The sequence below is a fragment of the Algoriphagus vanfongensis DSM 17529 genome (genome assembly GCF_000429465.1).
Lineage (GTDB): Bacteria > Bacteroidota > Bacteroidia > Cytophagales > Cyclobacteriaceae > Algoriphagus > Algoriphagus vanfongensis.
Genome location: NZ_AUBX01000009.1, coordinates 777,112 through 792,818 on the forward strand (window position 1 = coordinate 777,112; position 15,707 = coordinate 792,818).

At 43.0% G+C, this 15,707-nt stretch carries 14 protein-coding genes; 10 read left to right on the plus strand and 4 right to left on the minus strand.

The features are described 5' to 3' along the window. The first annotated feature begins 346 nt into the window (after positions 1-346). Positions 347-2,092, plus strand: coding sequence for a bifunctional isocitrate dehydrogenase kinase/phosphatase (gene aceK / locus G460_RS0104775; protein ID WP_245578698.1), 1,746 nt, complete (start codon positions 347-349; stop codon positions 2,090-2,092). Between the two features lie 75 nt (positions 2,093-2,167). Here the strand turns inward: aceK and G460_RS0104780 are convergent, their stop codons facing one another. The 4 genes from G460_RS0104780 to G460_RS0104795 all read right to left on the minus strand — a co-directional run bounded on the left by G460_RS0104780 (position 2,168) and on the right by G460_RS0104795 (position 5,418). Then, positions 2,168-2,935, minus strand: a complete 768-nt coding sequence (locus G460_RS0104780; RefSeq protein ID WP_026954293.1) for a TIGR02757 family protein — start codon at positions 2,933-2,935, stop codon at positions 2,168-2,170. Further along, positions 2,935-3,489, minus strand: coding sequence for a hypothetical protein (locus tag G460_RS0104785; RefSeq protein ID WP_026954294.1), 555 nt, complete (start codon positions 3,487-3,489; stop codon positions 2,935-2,937). The genes G460_RS0104780 and G460_RS0104785 overlap by 1 nt, the downstream gene beginning before the upstream one ends. A gap of 88 nt (positions 3,490-3,577) precedes the next feature. Continuing rightward, on the minus strand, positions 3,578-4,177 hold the full coding sequence (locus tag G460_RS0104790; RefSeq protein ID WP_026954295.1) for a DUF6992 family protein: 600 nt from the start codon (positions 4,175-4,177) through the stop codon (positions 3,578-3,580). 89 nt (positions 4,178-4,266) lie between these two features. Next, positions 4,267-5,418 (minus strand): LysM peptidoglycan-binding domain-containing protein, encoded by a 1,152-nt coding sequence (locus G460_RS0104795; RefSeq protein WP_026954296.1) that lies wholly within the window; start codon positions 5,416-5,418, stop codon positions 4,267-4,269. A gap of 201 nt (positions 5,419-5,619) precedes the next feature. On the opposite strand from G460_RS0104795, the gene G460_RS0104800 reads away from it, so the two are divergent. From G460_RS0104800 to G460_RS0104840, 9 genes are all read left to right on the plus strand, one after another. Further along, on the plus strand, positions 5,620-6,969 hold the full coding sequence (locus tag G460_RS0104800) for an NfeD family protein (RefSeq protein WP_026954297.1): 1,350 nt from the start codon (positions 5,620-5,622) through the stop codon (positions 6,967-6,969). A gap of 25 nt (positions 6,970-6,994) precedes the next feature. Continuing rightward, a complete protein-coding gene (locus G460_RS0104805) occupies positions 6,995-7,372 on the plus strand; it encodes a globin domain-containing protein (protein ID WP_026954298.1) in 378 nt (125 codons plus the stop codon). Further along, positions 7,365-8,096 (plus strand): lysophospholipid acyltransferase family protein, encoded by a 732-nt coding sequence (locus tag G460_RS0104810; protein WP_026954299.1) that lies wholly within the window; start codon positions 7,365-7,367, stop codon positions 8,094-8,096. The genes G460_RS0104805 and G460_RS0104810 overlap by 8 nt, the downstream gene beginning before the upstream one ends. A 3-nt stretch (positions 8,097-8,099) precedes the next feature. Further along, positions 8,100-8,387 carry an Asp-tRNA(Asn)/Glu-tRNA(Gln) amidotransferase subunit GatC gene (gene gatC / locus G460_RS0104815; RefSeq protein WP_026954300.1) on the plus strand — a complete coding sequence of 96 codons (288 nt, stop codon included), beginning with the start codon at positions 8,100-8,102 and terminating at the stop codon, positions 8,385-8,387. After that, positions 8,387-11,155, plus strand: a complete 2,769-nt coding sequence (locus tag G460_RS0104820) for a tetratricopeptide repeat protein (RefSeq protein WP_026954301.1) — start codon at positions 8,387-8,389, stop codon at positions 11,153-11,155. The genes gatC and G460_RS0104820 overlap by 1 nt, the downstream gene beginning before the upstream one ends. A gap of 70 nt (positions 11,156-11,225) precedes the next feature. Continuing rightward, the gene (locus tag G460_RS0104825) at positions 11,226-11,942 is read left to right on the plus strand and encodes an ABC transporter ATP-binding protein (protein WP_026954302.1); all 717 of its coding nucleotides are present in this window, start codon (positions 11,226-11,228) and stop codon (positions 11,940-11,942) included. Between the two features lie 57 nt (positions 11,943-11,999). Continuing rightward, positions 12,000-12,551 (plus strand): cob(I)yrinic acid a,c-diamide adenosyltransferase, encoded by a 552-nt coding sequence (locus tag G460_RS0104830; RefSeq protein ID WP_026954303.1) that lies wholly within the window; start codon positions 12,000-12,002, stop codon positions 12,549-12,551. Positions 12,552-12,624: 73 nt separating this feature from the next. Then, complete coding sequence (locus G460_RS0104835; protein WP_026954304.1) at positions 12,625-13,692, plus strand: branched-chain amino acid aminotransferase; 1,068 nt, start codon at positions 12,625-12,627, stop codon at positions 13,690-13,692. Positions 13,693-13,786: 94 nt separating this feature from the next. Beyond that, the gene (locus tag G460_RS0104840) at positions 13,787-15,583 is read left to right on the plus strand and encodes a family 43 glycosylhydrolase (RefSeq protein WP_084421147.1); all 1,797 of its coding nucleotides are present in this window, start codon (positions 13,787-13,789) and stop codon (positions 15,581-15,583) included. Positions 15,584-15,707 lie beyond the last annotated feature (124 nt).

A 15,707-nucleotide genomic window follows, 5' to 3' on the forward strand; every position in this document is an offset into this window, starting at 1 on the left:
AGGGGCAGTAAAAAAACAAAAAAGGTCGGAATATGACTCCGACCTTTTCCTGCTCTCAAACCTATTAAACCTATTGTAGATATTCAATTCATGAATACGCCCGAAAAGTAGAAAATGTTTTTATATACACCAAACAATCGATTGCGAAACTTTTTCAAAATTTTCTTTTACACCCAAACTAAAACTTAATTATCTCATTATCAGTATCATGAGAACTGATAAAAATTGCAGCTTTCATTCAAATATTTTTTCCGAGAAAAATCTACTGGGAGCACTTTTCAGCCTTGGTAAATAATTGGCGAATCTGAGCTCAAGGATTTCATTAGGCTAGCCTTATTCCATCCGGATGATTTTAGTAATTTTCAGCATGGCTATTGATTCGCATTTTCTATCTGCTCAGTTATACAAAGGATTTTTGAGCTACATCCTGTCGTTTAAAACATACACGCGCCTGGCTCCCCGCTATTTCAAAGAAAGAAACTGGACTGCAACCCAACTCAACCACCGTCAAAGACTTCGGCTATACAAAGACTTATTGTTTCCGCTGGTAGCGGAAATCAAGGAAAACTTAAAAGATGAATGTGGCAACAGGCAAGTTTGGAAAGAAATAAGGGAGAACTACCATCAATTGATCAGCGAAAGGCCAGATGTGGAATTGGCTGAGACATTTTTTAATTCTGTAATCCGAAAAGTATTCCCGGGAATGGCCGCGGATGAGGAACTGATGTTTCTGATGGAAGGACATGCAGTCTGCGAAGTAAGGCCACTTGAAGAGCTTATTTTCACATACCCTTCTTCTATGGGTTTGGATGCGATACTGAGAAAGATTTTAGATGATTTCGATTTTGGAGCTGAGTTTATGGATCTGGAACAAGACATCCAACTGCTCATCAGTAGCGTCAAAAAAGTGATTTTGACTCGGTATAGGCCAAGTCCAGACACCACCACTCAAATTCTTAAATCAGTATTTTACAGAAATAAAGCCGCATATCTGATCGGCCGGACCTACGTCGGTCAAAAGTGGATGCCTTTTATCATTCCGATCTTGCATGGACCGAGGGGGATTTTCGTGGACACGCTGATTTTTGACCCGAATATCATGAGCAGTATGTTCAGCTTTACCAGGTCTTACTTTATGGTAGAGGCAGATATTCCTTCCCAAGTAGTCGCTTTTTTGAGTTCGGTGATCCCCCACAAAAAAACGCACGAACTTTACAATGCCATTGGCTTCAACAAGCATGGGAAAACGCTGTTTTACAGAGATTACCTGCTGCATCTCGAGCAGAGCAAAGATCAGTTTATCGTAGCACCCGGAGTCAAAGGCATGGTCATGACTGTATTTACACTTCCATCCTTCAATGTAGTTTTCAAGTTGATCAAGGATCACTTTGAGCCTCCCAAAAGCATGACTCGCCAGGAAGTCAGAGAAAAGTATAAATTGGTTTCCCTTCATGACCGGGTTGGTCGAATGGCCGATACACATGAGTTTGAGTTTTTCAAAATTCCACTGGAAAAAGTAAGTCCAGAACTTCTGCAAGAGCTACGAAACACGGCAAATTCACTTTTGAAAATAGATGATAAATACCTTATCATCAAACATCTATACACAGAGAGAAAAATGGAACCTCTTAATCTTTATCTTGATGCATGCAGCACAGAAGAGGGTAATCAAGTCGTGGAAGATTATGGTAGAGCGATTCTGCAATTGGCCCAAGCCAATATATTCCCGGGCGATATGATGACCAAAAACTTTGGCTTGACCAGACAAAAGCGAGTGATTTTTTACGACTATGATGAAATCGAATTCCTGACAGACATGAATTTTCGTATAAAGCCAAAAGCCGAGACTTACGAGCAAATCTATGCTTCTGAGCCTTGGTATGATATTGCCAGAAATGATGTGTTTCCTGAAGATTTCAGAAGATGGATGATAGGACGAGCTGATTTGAAGGAGCATTTTCTAGCTTATAATAAGAATCTTTTTGACCCTAGCTACTGGCAAAAGATTCAGGAGAAAATCTTGAAAGGTGAGATGATTCATGCCTTCCCCTACCCAAATGAAATTAGATTTAGACCTCAGGAAAAGGTCTAATAGAAATAAAATCAGTGAATGTCTACGAGCTTTTCGGTGCCTATCCGTGGGAATACAAATTGGGAATAGGTTTGATCAGAACTTCTCCTCCACACCTAGCCCAAAAAGTGCAAAATCATACTTGACAGGATCCGCCGGATCAAACTCACTCAATCTCCCAGTCAGCTCCACAGCGGTCAGCCAGTCTGTCTGCTTCCTGTCTATCAACCCTAATTTTCTGGCTACTCGGTCCACGTGCACGTCGCAGGGACAGATCAGTTGTGCAGGTGAGATCTTGTCCCAAATACCGAAATCAACCCCATTCTCATCCTTTCGGACCATCCAGCGCAAAAACATATTGATCCGCTTACAGGCAGCTTTCCTTGCTGGCGTAGCGATATGCTTTTTGGTACGGTGAGGAGCATCTGGCAGAGAAAAGAAAAACTCATGGAAACTGATCAGCAGCTTTTCCATGGTTGCATTGCCAGACTTTCTATCTATTAAAAATGCCTCTTCCAGAGAATCATGATTTCTATAAAACCAAGAAAGAAAATGAATGAAATAAAGCGTATCGATGTCATTGAATGTTCGATGCTTGAATGTCAAAAAGTGCTTTAAATCCGCCTCCTGATGATGTATCAAAAACTCATGGGGAGCATTATCCATCATTTGCATCAATTCCAGACATTTATTGATGATAGTTTTGCGTTGACCCCAAGCCAAAATCGCAGCAAAAAATCCTGAAACCTCAATGTCTTGCTTTTTGGAAAATCGATGGGGAATAGACACAGGATCATTGGGAATGAAACCCGGCTGATTGTATTGCTCTACTTTTTGATCTAAAAAATCCTTGAGTCCCTCCATCAAAGTGCCACCTTCACTTCTCCTCCTTGGGTCCCATCAAACCATTTGAACGAAAGCTCATTTTCGACTTTTTCCGAGACATGCCAGTCAAAACACTTGATATTTGTGAGAGATCGGAGGGAATCTTCGTCTGGATCATAAAGACAGATATCAAAATCCGGCAACTCTTTGGACTCAGTGCTATTCCACTTTTCTAGTATGAAACCCTCTTCGATTACTCGTATTTTGTTTCCAAAAACAAAATCTGACAGCACCGATGGTACTCCATCTATTCTTCTCAATCGAAACCCAGATGGACCAAACATAATCTGTTTGACCAGTTTGGCTTCCAACAGGCCATTGGAATATGGAAGTTCTTCCCAGTCTGCTTCTTTGATTTCTACTTTGCTACCTTCGGGACGCAGTCTTGTCAGAAGACTCGAAAGTTGGGAAAACAACCAGGTCAAGCCAATAAAAATCAACCCAAAACTCGCCAAAATCGGATAGGATATGACGAAAATGGCATTCCAGATAAAGCGAAAGATGTGGTGGAAAATGAGTTGAACCTTGTTCATAGTTGGGGACTTCGATGCAAAGTTACCCTCCAATCAGTAGAATGACAAACTCAAGTTTTTGAGCATTGATACTTTTCCAAATCGCCATTTAGAGTGGTACATAAATAGATACTCCATTTGCTGACAAGCTAATTTGTTGGACGATTTTGGGCAAATCTTGGGCATGGGTATGATGAAAGGCATACATAATCCCATCGAAAACCATCAAAAATGCACCTTGCAAAAGGATTGATTGACCAAATCCAATCAAGCGCACATTGTCTTTTCGAAGTCCTCTTTCTTTGAGATACATCCCTGCTCCCATATAAGCCAGATCGAGAGCTGCATTGACCAACAGTATTTTTTCAATCCCACTTTGAGCATCCATAGTCTGCCAAAAATCAGAACTGGGAGTTTCTTTGCTAGCCTGCCAGTACCCCAATCCGGCAATGACCAGATTCACGGAATTCCAATAGAGGTTCATTTGATGAAAAGCTTTGGTCTGACCTGAAGTTTGACTAGCTGCAATTCCTCCCCAGATCATATTCCCGACTGCCCAAGTCCCCAGGATCAACATTCCCTTTTGATTATAATCCAGTCTGGTTTGATTGAAAGACTCTAATTCAGGAAATTGCTGACTAATACTTTCAAAGCAAATAAAGAAGAAAGCCAAAAATACGAGTGTGCGAATTGGGGAGATCGTTTTCATATCAGACTAACTAAGTGAAAAGCGGATAGTTATGCTACAAACAAAAAAAGCTCCGGAAAACCGGAGCTTTAATTTTTGAGCTAACTCAATCAATACATCAACTCAACTGGAAATCTTCCATTCATAGCTTTGAGTTGGTCAAAAGCAGCTTGAGATAGTTTGATCACCAATTTGGAATTGTCTCCGGTCTCCGGAAGCGTCCCAACTACTCTGGCAAATATAGTTACGTCATTTTCTTCATTTTTGACTCTCATGATCGTGCCAACGGGAGCAGTTCTGTGGAGCACAAGGTATTTCTTGTGACCACCAGTTCCTTCTATCAATTCGGCCTGACCAGATTCGCGAATGTTTTTAAATCCTCCCGAACTAGCGCCATCTGGGACCACATGCATTTCTTCTGCGCTGGCAGCGACTCTTGGTTCACCTACTATAGGCACTTCAGAAGGCCCCGCTTCGGCACGGCCGACTTTAAGCACTTGTCCGCTTCGAAGGTTATTTGAGGTCAACCCATTCCAATTGATCAAATCTTCCACCTTGGCATTGTACTGCCCTGCGATAGAGAAAAGAGTCTGTCCAGGCTTGACTTCATGCGAGATCCAATCTCCAGGCACGATCGGCTGACCAGTTGGCTTTGGCTCTTCTGCCATCTTCGGTTCCGGCTTAGAGGCTACTTTTTCTTCTTTTACCTCAGGTTTTGGCTGTGCTTTGGGAGTTTCTGTTTTTACTTCTTTTGTAGTGGTGGTTGACGCAGCCACAGGCGTCGGTGTAGCAACTGGCGTGGAACTAGCAACAGCCGCAGGTTTAGGTTCTGGAGTAGCAGACTGGATAATCAAGGCCTGCCCCACACTGAGATCATTACCTTTCAAACCGTTCCAAGTCATGATATCAGAAACAGCTACATTGTATTTCTTAGAAATGGCAAATAGTGTCTCTCCCGCTGCCACTTTGTGAAGCGTAGATCCAGATGGCACTTCCGCTTTAGTGATGTATGGCACTCGGATTTCCTGTCCAATTTTCAATCCCGATTTGAGAGCATCATTGGCTTGGACAATATCTCCCACTGGAGTCTGATATCTTCTGGAAATACCAAAAAGTGTCTCTTTGGCTTCCACTTCATGAATTACAAAAGTTTTGTCACCAACTCTCTCTGTCCTTACAGAATCCATCTCGGTGATGGCAAAAGCGGAACAGGAAATCAAAAACGCTGGAACAAAATAGAACGTTCTTTTATTGAAAATCATAGTTTTAGCTGAATTAGGGGCTTAGAAGAATCTATTCTCCCTGCTTAGAATCAATAATTATGCTAAAGAACTCGGGAGGAGAAATAAGATTTGGGATGAACCAATTTGCGGCTTCAATTCGACAAAAAACACGCTAAATTTTCCCGAAAACAAGGTCTGCCTCATTTTAGTGTGTAACTTGAAATCTATACCCAAAACTCTATGAAACGATTTTTTCCATTAGTCATCTTCATGCTCGTCTCGCTTCACCTTTTTGGTCAGGGGCAGCAGCTAGACATCCATCGAATCTTCACTTTCAAGATTGACCGTGACATAGATCCTGCAATGAACAGAAGGGTGAAATTGGCTTTGGAAGACGCAAAGGAGCAAAAGGCAGATCTGATCATCATCGAGATGGATACCTATGGAGGAGCGGTCAATGACGCCGATGATATACGTACCATGATTTTGGAATCAGAAATCCCCGTTTACACTTTTATAAACAAAGACGCTGCCTCCGCAGGAGCCCTAATATCAATCGCCAGTGACAGCATCTACATGGCTCCCGGTGCGAGCATCGGAGCTGCGACAGTGGTCAATGGCACTGACGGTATGGCTGCGCCTGACAAGTATCAATCCTACATGAGATCCATGATGCGAAGCACTGCTGAAGCAAAAGGCCGTGATCCCAAAATTGCCGAAGCAATGGTCGATGAAAGTTTGGTAATCGAAGGAATCACAGAAGAAGGATCGGTTTTGACCTTTTCGGTTTCTGAGGCCATCAAAAACGGCTTTTGCGAAGGACAATATGATTCTATTGACGAAATCCTAGAAGCCAAAGGCATCCAAGACGCGACGATATCTGCTTATGAAGTATCCCATACCGAGACGATCATTTCATTTTTTCTCAACCCAGCGATCAGCGGAGTACTGATCTTGATCATCATCGGGGGCATTTATTTTGAGATTCAGACTCCGGGTGTTGGTTTCCCACTCCTAGCTTCCATCGTTGCGACCATTCTGTATTTCATTCCTTACTATCTCAATGGGTTGGCTGAAAACTGGGAAATGATCGTATTCGTCATCGGCATCGTTCTCCTCGCTCTTGAGCTATTTGTCATCCCCGGCTTTGGCATTTTTGGGGTCTTGGGGATCACCTGCATCTTGACCGGACTGGTACTGGGCATGCTTCCCAATCAGAATTTCAACTTTGATTTTGTACCGGCATCTCAGTTGTTTACGGCTCTTCTGACTGTTATTCTGTCGGCGATTGTATCCGTGGCACTGATCTTTTGGCTCACACCGAAAGTCAACGAATGGGGCGCATTTAAATCCATCACCTTGGCCGAAACCCAGCAAAGAACTGAGGGTTATACTTCCAGTTTCTATCAAAGTGAGCTACTCGGCAAAACAGGAACAGTACACTCCCGCCTTCGGCCTAGTGGCAGAGTAGAAATCGAAGGAGACATCTATGATGCTTACTCCAGAGGAGAGTTTATCGATCAGGGAGAAAAAATAGAAGTCATTTCTACAGAAGGCACCTCTCTCAAGGTCAAAAAGCACAGCTCCTAAAGAAAGCATTTGTTAAGTTTGGGCCATGAATCCATTTCAAAGTATTTATGAATTGGTCGGAGAAAATACTATCCGACAATTGGCTACATACTTTTATGAGGAAGTTGCGATGAATGCAGAATTGAGAAAGCGCTACCCAGAAGAAGACTTAAAGCCGGCTGAGAGAAGACTTTACCTCTTTTTATTGCAGGTTTTTGGAGGTCCTCAAACCTACTCTGAAGAGCGCGGGCATCCACGACTGCGAATGCGTCACCTCAATTGGAAAATCGACGGCACCATGCGAAATCACTGGCTCAATGCAATGCTAGCCGCAATGGACCGCCTTTCTTTGGAGCCTGAGGCACGGGAATTAATGCTCGGCTATTTTGTCAAAGTCGCCAATCACATGATCAACCATGAATAAGATTTTTTTACGGATCTATTCCATTTATGCCGGATTGGTCTTTTTACTCAGTTTCATTCTGATTTTTCCATTTTTCCTAGTCTGTATTTGGGTTTCTTCTTGGAAAAGATTTGGGCGTAAAATCAATCGCTACTGGGCAAGAATCTACTTTAGCTTGATATTTCTTCCCGTGAAAAGAGAAATCCGTGGAAAAATAGAAAAAGGGAAGCCTTACCTTTTCCTGGCCAATCATTTCTCCTATTTAGATATTCCGATGATGGGTTTTATCCCGGGAGATGTACAGTTTGTAGGCAAGGCATCTATCCGAAAAGTGCCCCTTTTCGGATATTATTTCAAGGGACTCCATATCGCAGTGGATCGCTCTAGACTACGAAGCCGAGCGGAGACCATGCGAAGAGCTGGAGAAGCCCTGGACCAAGGGAGCAGCATTGTATTGTTTCCCGAAGGAGGCATTTATTCCCAATCTCCACCGGAAATGATAGCTTTCAAAAATGGGGCATTCCGCTTGGCTCTGGAAAAACAAATCCCTATCATCCCTGTCACTTTATCCTATAATCATCTAATTTTGCCAGACGACGGTAAACTGCTTCTACACCCCAAACCTGCAAAAATGGTTTTGCATGAAGCACTAATACCTCAGGAGAATGAAACAGAAAAAAGCCTGAAAGATCGCTGCTTTAGTATCATTCAGCAGCAGTTGGAGCAGGACAATTCGACTAGATAAAGAATGAAAATCGATCAAGAAACCATCAAAAAAATAGCCCATCTTGCCAGATTGGAATTTGACGAAAACTCGGCTGAAAAACTGTCCAAGGACATGAGTCAAATCCTCGATTGGGTCGAAAAACTTAACGAGCTGGACACGGACTCTGTAGCTCCCCTGACCACCATGTCCTCTGAGGTCAATGACATGAGAGAAGATAAAGTCGGGACGCACCTGGATCATGAAGCAGGGCTCAAAAATGCCCCCAAACGAGACGCAGACTATTTTAGAGTTCCAAAGGTTTTAGAATAATGAATCCAAGCAAAGCTGGAAAATTGACAATCCCGGCCCTCCTATTCATCATTACAGGAGGGCTTTTTGCATATTATTACCTCCTGATCCAACCCCAACCCTACCGATCTATAGAGGCTGGATATTTTTTGGACTCACTAGCCATTCCCTTTGATTGGACGCAGTTTGGGCCGATTTCATTCCCGATTCTGGTCGATAATTTTCTGATTTTTCAGGAATTCAAATCTCTTCCACCCCATACATTTATCAGCGAGAGTTTGGCTTTTGGAGTGATCAGCTGGCTAGCGATTTCGGCCCTGCTTGCGCTTGTCAGTGACTTCAAAAAAATCTATTTCATTGGATTTGGCATAGCTTGGATCATTTTGATCACTTTGTCCAATTTTAATGGGCTCGATATCGGTGGACTCAGTAGCAATGTTTCTTTGATAAGTATCCTAGTCGGTACTTTGGGAGTACCCGTTTTCCTGCATATCAGTGGCAAAAAGATTCGGTTCGAACTCCGCTTTCTCCTGAATCTGCTCGCAACAGGGATTACATTTTTTTCATTGATCCAATTGAGCCCAATCGAGCAACCGCAGATTTTCATAGCAGAACATCTTACCATTCCCGCCTTAATACTGGCAATAGCTTGGATACTTTGGAATGGTCATGGGGTCGTCTCTGGACTTTACATTCTACTTGCAAAAGCAGGAAGAAATCTTTCTTTGAAAATTTCAATACAATTCACGCTGCTGACTTTGATCTACATCCTTCTGATGTTCAACAGCATGCTAGTCATCACTGGGTCTACACTGCGCTTGCTTCCGGCATTTGACCCCATACTTTTGGTGATTCCTCTAGGCGTCTTGGGTTGGTTTACTATTCGAGTCAAAACAGAATCTGATTTGGATTTGGCAGCTCCTCCCTATGTTATTCGTGGACTTTATTTGCTTGGATTTGGGATTTGTCTTTGGGTGATATGGAAACTCAAGCTTTCTGGAAATCAGCCAGCATTGGAATTTTTCAAGCATATCTTCACCTATAGCCAGTTAGGATTTAGCTTGTTCTTTTTGATCTATGTGTTGTCCAACTTCCTCAACGTCATGAATTCCGGAAAGGCAATAGAACAGGTACTTTTCAAGCCTTACTCCCTGCCCTACTATCACCTGAGAATAGGAGGAGTCATTGCCATGCTGGTCGCAATGGCCTATGCAGACGGAATCGTCGGGGTGCAAGTCAACTCACTGAGCAATCATGTTTTGGGCGAATACTACTACAATACCGGTCAAAAACTGGAGGCAAGTATAATCTATGAAAACACATGGTTTCGCTTCCGCAACAACCCTAAAGCCAAAAATGCAACTGCTCAATTGCTTTTTGAGCTCAATCAACCCACCTTGGCGAAGCGGCATTTGGAGGAAAGTTTTGCTGAGGCGCCTCAAGTAGATAATATTTTGCTCCTTGCCGAACGACTACATCGGGAAAACAAAATCCTGGAATCCATCTATTATCTCGAGACAGCTATAGATCGCTTTCCAGAAAATCCCTACCTGGTCAATAACCTCGCACTATTTTACATCAAAGCTAATCGCCAACAGGACGCTCTGGCTCTATATGAAAACTCTAACCTGAAAGAACCCGAGAATCTAACTCCGATTCAGCTCAAGTTGGGAATCTACGATGCCCCAAGCCCTGCTCCGAAAACTATTTCAGGAATGATCAACGAGCTGGCTAAGCAGAATGCTTTGGGAAATTTTCCGGAAGAGGAACTGGTAGACCAACTGAAACAAATGCTTTTGACAGAGCCAACTCCACTTTTGGCACAGGCTGGTTGGAGAAATTTATTTTCTATCAAAAACATTCAAAATCCTTCCGAAGAACTTCACTTATTGGACAGTCTTTGGAACCAAGCCCAGTTTTCTCAGCACATCATGGCGCTGCAGGAGACAGGAGTGATCCGTAGTCTGGGAGCTGGACGCGTCACTGAGGCGGTCAAAAATCTCAACGGGTTGGCTTTTCGAAACCCTGGAGATGCAGGCTATTTCCTTCAGCTTTCTTCCTCGATTATGGCGCAACAGATGGATTTCAAAAAGGCTTCCAAAGAACTGATCGCTGCGGAAGAAAAGGGATTTCAAGCTTTTCAACCTTATCATTGGAGCATTTTGACCTTGGGAGGGTTTTATGAAAAAGCTGAACAGATCCGCCTCGAGTATCAACTAACTATTCCAGACTATCTCTCTGAAGCGGATGCCAACACTTTGACATATCTCAATCTGATCGAAAATCTAAATGAAAGCATGGCTCGTCCGCTTTTTCAGCAATGGAAAGAATTGGAAAATGCAGAACTTAAAACTGACTTAGCCATCCGTATTCTAGCGTATAAAGGACATGGCTTGGATGAGGCAGACTTAAAAACTTTGGGGCAGTTCATCACAAATCACCGAGGAGAAAATGAAGCACTGTCTCGTTTCCTCGAAAATCCAGATTTCAAGGATGAAAAATCCCTTCAAGCATTTCAAAACTGGCTTGGTTTGAGCGACGAATTGACTGCAAATCCTTATCTAAATCCCCTGGTCTGGGCCGCAGTAGAAAGTTGCGAGGATGATCTGGAAGCTTATGAAGTCTTGAATACAGCTACTGAATTCAGCAAAGATCCTATCCTCTGGATCAAAAAAGCCAGTACTGCAAGAAAAATTGGTTTGGCAAATTATGCCACCGATGCGTTGGTCAAAATGCAGGAATGGGTTTCACCAGAAGAATTAGAAAAACTTCAATTGGCCAACTATTGATCCCAATTGTCGTTTTCTCGGATAAAAACTCTATTTTTAAACGGAAACTAAGACCACTAACCCAAAAAGGATGAACAGAGTAATAGAAACCAGCGAAATCAACAGAACCTATAAAATGGGTTCCGAGATCATACAAGCTCTCAAATCTGTGTCGATCACAGTGGACAGAGGTGAGTACGTCGCTTTTATGGGCCCCTCTGGATCTGGCAAGTCTACGCTTATGAATATCATCGGATGCTTGGACACCCCTACTTCCGGTACTTATATTCTGAACAACAAGGATGTCAGTGACATGACAGAAAACGAACTGGCTGATATCAGAAACAAAGAAATTGGATTTGTATTTCAGACATTTAACTTACTTCCGAGAGCCAGCTGTCTGGAAAATGTGGCTCTTCCTCTAGTATATTCGGGTTATAGCAAGTCCGAAAGAGAAGAAATGGCATTTCAGGCTTTGTCAAATGTAGGGTTGGGTGAGCGTACTAAACACAGACCGAATGAACTTTCTGGTGGTCAAAGACAACGTGTCGCTATCGCAAGAGCACTGGTCAACAATCCGAGTATCATCCTTGCCGATGAACCTACCGGAAACTTGGACACTAAGACTTCCTATGACATCATGGAGCTCTTTCATGAGCTTCACTCCAAAGGCAACACCATCATCATGGTGACGCACGAAGATGACATAGCCCACTACGCCCATCGTATCGTGAGGCTGAGAGATGGACTAGTCGAAACAGACACCATCAATCCCAACCCGACAAGAGGAGTAGCCGTACCGGTCTAATTCTTCTAAAAGAATCAAATAGATTCTTATTTTTGTCGGAGAATTAGGATTAAATCAATGAAAATCTATACCAAAACAGGAGACCAGGGAAAAACTTCACTTCTCGGAGGAGAAAGAGTCCCCAAATCTCATCTCAGGATAGATGCTTATGGCACTGTTGATGAACTTAATTCCTATGTGGGCCTACTTCGGGATCAAGAAGTCAATCAATCCAGAAGTAAGCTTCTAAAAGACATCCAAGATCGACTCTTCACCATCGGAGCTGATTTGGCTACTCCTTCGGGAAAAACCAAAGTCAAAAAACCAGACCTCCATCAGGAAGACATCGAGGTATTGGAGCATGAAATGGATCAAATGGAAATAGAATTACCTCCCTTGAGAGCGTTTATTCTACCTGGAGGCCATCTATCCGTGTCTTTTGCACATTTGGCTCGAACCGTCTGCCGCAGGGCAGAAAGAAGAGCTGTAGAACTGAACGAGACCGAGGCCGTCAATGAACTACTGATCCAGTATCTCAATCGTCTTTCGGATTACTTCTTTGTCTTGGGTCGCAAAATGGCCCAAGAACTCCAAGTAGAAGAGGTCACTTGGACTCCAAGAGTACAATAATAACAGGAAAGGCCCCTGTAGCTTTTCCAACAAGTATACTTATCAATTTGATTTCGACTTAATCAGCTTTGGCATGAAAACATCCCTAGCAATCCCGGTAACAAAGACACAATCGTCTAGACTTTCACAAACCGATTTTTCCAATCTGGTCTTCGGAAAGACAATTTCCGATCACATGTTCGTGGCTGATTTCAAAAATGGAGAATGGAGCGACTTGAGAATAGAACCATATGCTCCTTTGCATTTGAACCCATCCAATGCAGCCTTGCATTATGGTCAGTCTATCTTCGAAGGGCTCAAGGCTTATAAAAACGAAAATGGTGAAATCATCATTTTCCGAGCTGATGCCAATTGGAGCAGAATGAATGAATCTGCAGAAAGAATGTGCATGCCTTCTCTTCCGGAAGAAGTCTTCATGGAAGGACTTTTGCAACTCCTGGAACTGGACAAAGCATGGGTCCCTTCTGCTAAAGGAGCTTCACTTTACATCCGTCCTTTTATGTTTGCGACAGATGATTACATTGGAGTGAAACCTTCAGACACCTACAAGTTCATCATTTTCACCTGTCCGGTAGGCAACTACTACTCCAAGCCAGTCAGCGTCAAAGTGGAGACTAAATTCACCCGAGCTACTGAAGGTGGTACAGGAGCTGCCAAAACTGCCGGAAATTACGCTGCCTCTCTTTTCCCAGCTCTCCAAGCCCAAAAGGCCGGTTACGATCAGCTGCTTTGGACAGATGGAAAAAGCCACAGCAACATTGAGGAAAGTGGTACGATGAACGTGATGTTCAAAATCAATGGCAAAATCATCACTGCCCCTACCAACACTGGTACCATTCTGAAAGGAATCACCAGAAATTCTGTCATTCAACTTGCCAAAGATTGGGACGAATCCTTAGAGGAAAGATTTCTAAGTGTCAGTGAATTGAAAAGTGCATTGGAGGCGGGACAAGTTGACGAAGCATTTGGCACGGGTACGGCAGCCACCATCGCTCATATTTACAAAATACACCTGGATGGAAAAGATTACATCCTTCCGGAGAAACCAGCCGATGCATTTTCTCATCGGGTACTGGCCGCTCTGGACGGTATCAAATATGGGACAGTTGCCGATCCACATGATTGGATCATCAAAATCTAAAAATTAAGTCCTGAATTCATTTTCAGGACTTTTTTTTTCTGAATCAAACAAGGATACCCTTTCAGCCAAATACTAGCATATAGACCCAATAATCATGAAAGCCAAGCTGATTTTTATAAGTTTATTTATTTCCCTGAGTCTACAGGCGCAGGAAATCATCCCTCCCACTTACATCAACCCACTGGATATAGACTATACTTATATGGTCTATAATTCGTCCCGTAATATTTCCTATCGGTCTGGCGCTGATCCTGCTGTCATCGAATTTCGGGACGAATATTACATGTTTGTCACACGTTCCTTTGGATACTGGCATTCTACTGATTTAGTCCATTGGACATTCATCAAACCTCAGCAATGGTTTTTTGAAGGAAGCAATGCCCCAACTGCTTTCAATTACAAAGATTCCTTAGTCTATTTTGCAGGTGATCCAGCAGGATATGGGAGCATTCTCTACACAGACGATCCTAAAAGTGGCAAATGGACTCCTACTGCCTCCATCACTAATAATATCCAAGACTCTGACTTGTTCATCGATGATGATGGTCAGACCTATCTCTACTGGGGTTCATCCAATGTCCACCCTATTCAAGTCAAAATGCTCAACAAGGATCAGCGAATGCTGGAGACTGGCGTCAAAAAAGAGTTGATCAATTTGGATGAAGAACTTCACGGTTGGGAACGATTTGGCGAAAACAATTTCCATCCAACACTGAAAGAAGGCTATATGGAAGGTGCGTCCATGATCAAGCATAATGGAAAATACTACCTCCAATACGCAGCTCCAGGCACTCAATTCAATGTCTATGGAGATGGAGCTTATGTAGGCGATTCTCCCTTAGGTCCTTTTACTTATATGATAAATAATCCCATATCCTTCAAGCCTGGAGGGTTTAGCAATGGCGCAGGACATGGAATGACTTTGCGGGCAAGCGATGGCAATTACTGGCATTTTGCGACGATGGCCCTAGCTTCCAATTCCCAGTGGGAACGAAGGCTATGCATGTATCCGACCTATTTTGATGAGGATGGGCTTATGCATTCTGATACACACTATGGTGACTACCCGAGATTTGCCCCATCCCACCCGACTAAAGCTGGACAACATACCGGATGGATGCTGCTTTCTTATCGAGGAAAAACCACCGTCTCCACCTCCCAGATGCAGATCCGAAAAAGCACCACCAACGATGATGAGGTTGAAGTTTTTGAAATACCAGTTGAAAAGGATGGAAATGGAGAGATCCTATCAGAAGTGTTGACAGATGAAAATCCTAAATCCTACTGGGTAGCAGAAGCTAATGATAGAGATCAATGGGTCAAAATAGAAATGCAACACCCTGGAAAAATCTACGCGATTCAACTGAATTTCCATGATCATGAATCCGGTATCTATACCCGAGTCGAAGGGTTGAGGCATCGCTTCCTAGTAGAGTCTTCTCAGGATGGATCTACATGGCAAACGGTCATCGATCGAAGTGAAAGCTATAAGGATTCTCCCAATGCTTATGAAGTTCTCAAGCAGCCTATCGAAGCCAAATTCGTAAGATACAGAAATGTAAATGTGCCAGGACCCAATTTGGCACTTTCTGAAATCCGAGTTTTCGGATTGGGCTTAGGTAAAAAACCTGCAGCAGTGAAAAACTTCAAACTCGAAAGACAGAGTGATCGAAGAGATGCAGCGCTCACATGGGACAAAGTAGCAGGTGCACAAGGTTACAATATCCGTTGGGGAATAGCTCCTGACAAGCTTTACCATTCCTGGTTGGTCTATGAGGCCAATTCACTTTTCATGCGAAACCTCGACCGAGATACCGAGTACTATTTCAGCATTGAGTCATTCAATGAAAATGGAATCTCTGTTCCAAGCAAGATTATTAAGGTAGAATAGTCACTCTTCTACCAAATTCATCTTACTCCACATGCTCCTATCTCTTGACTCCCCGTTCTAGGCTCTTGGTTCTGATGACTTGTTTCTAGCTTCCAAATACTTGATACTATTTATCTAGATACTA

Coding starts and splice junctions, on each gene's coding strand:
- G460_RS0104790 (WP_026954295.1), bottom strand. CDS start 4,177: ATGAAAACGATCTCCCCAATTCGCACACTCGTATTTTTGGCTTTCTTC.
- G460_RS0104820 (WP_026954301.1), top strand. CDS start 8,387: ATGAATCCAAGCAAAGCTGGAAAATTGACAATCCCGGCCCTCCTATTC.
- aceK (WP_245578698.1), top strand. CDS start 347: ATGATTTTAGTAATTTTCAGCATGGCTATTGATTCGCATTTTCTATCT.
- G460_RS0104780 (WP_026954293.1), bottom strand. CDS start 2,935: ATGGAGGGACTCAAGGATTTTTTAGATCAAAAAGTAGAGCAATACAAT.
- G460_RS0104785 (WP_026954294.1), bottom strand. CDS start 3,489: ATGAACAAGGTTCAACTCATTTTCCACCACATCTTTCGCTTTATCTGG.
- G460_RS0104810 (WP_026954299.1), top strand. CDS start 7,365: ATGAATAAGATTTTTTTACGGATCTATTCCATTTATGCCGGATTGGTC.
- G460_RS0104800 (WP_026954297.1), top strand. CDS start 5,620: ATGAAACGATTTTTTCCATTAGTCATCTTCATGCTCGTCTCGCTTCAC.
- G460_RS0104795 (WP_026954296.1), bottom strand. CDS start 5,418: ATGATTTTCAATAAAAGAACGTTCTATTTTGTTCCAGCGTTTTTGATT.
- G460_RS0104830 (WP_026954303.1), top strand. CDS start 12,000: ATGAAAATCTATACCAAAACAGGAGACCAGGGAAAAACTTCACTTCTC.
- G460_RS0104805 (WP_026954298.1), top strand. CDS start 6,995: ATGAATCCATTTCAAAGTATTTATGAATTGGTCGGAGAAAATACTATC.
- G460_RS0104835 (WP_026954304.1), top strand. CDS start 12,625: ATGAAAACATCCCTAGCAATCCCGGTAACAAAGACACAATCGTCTAGA.
- gatC (WP_026954300.1), top strand. CDS start 8,100: ATGAAAATCGATCAAGAAACCATCAAAAAAATAGCCCATCTTGCCAGA.
- G460_RS0104825 (WP_026954302.1), top strand. CDS start 11,226: ATGAACAGAGTAATAGAAACCAGCGAAATCAACAGAACCTATAAAATG.
- G460_RS0104840 (WP_084421147.1), top strand. CDS start 13,787: ATGAAAGCCAAGCTGATTTTTATAAGTTTATTTATTTCCCTGAGTCTA.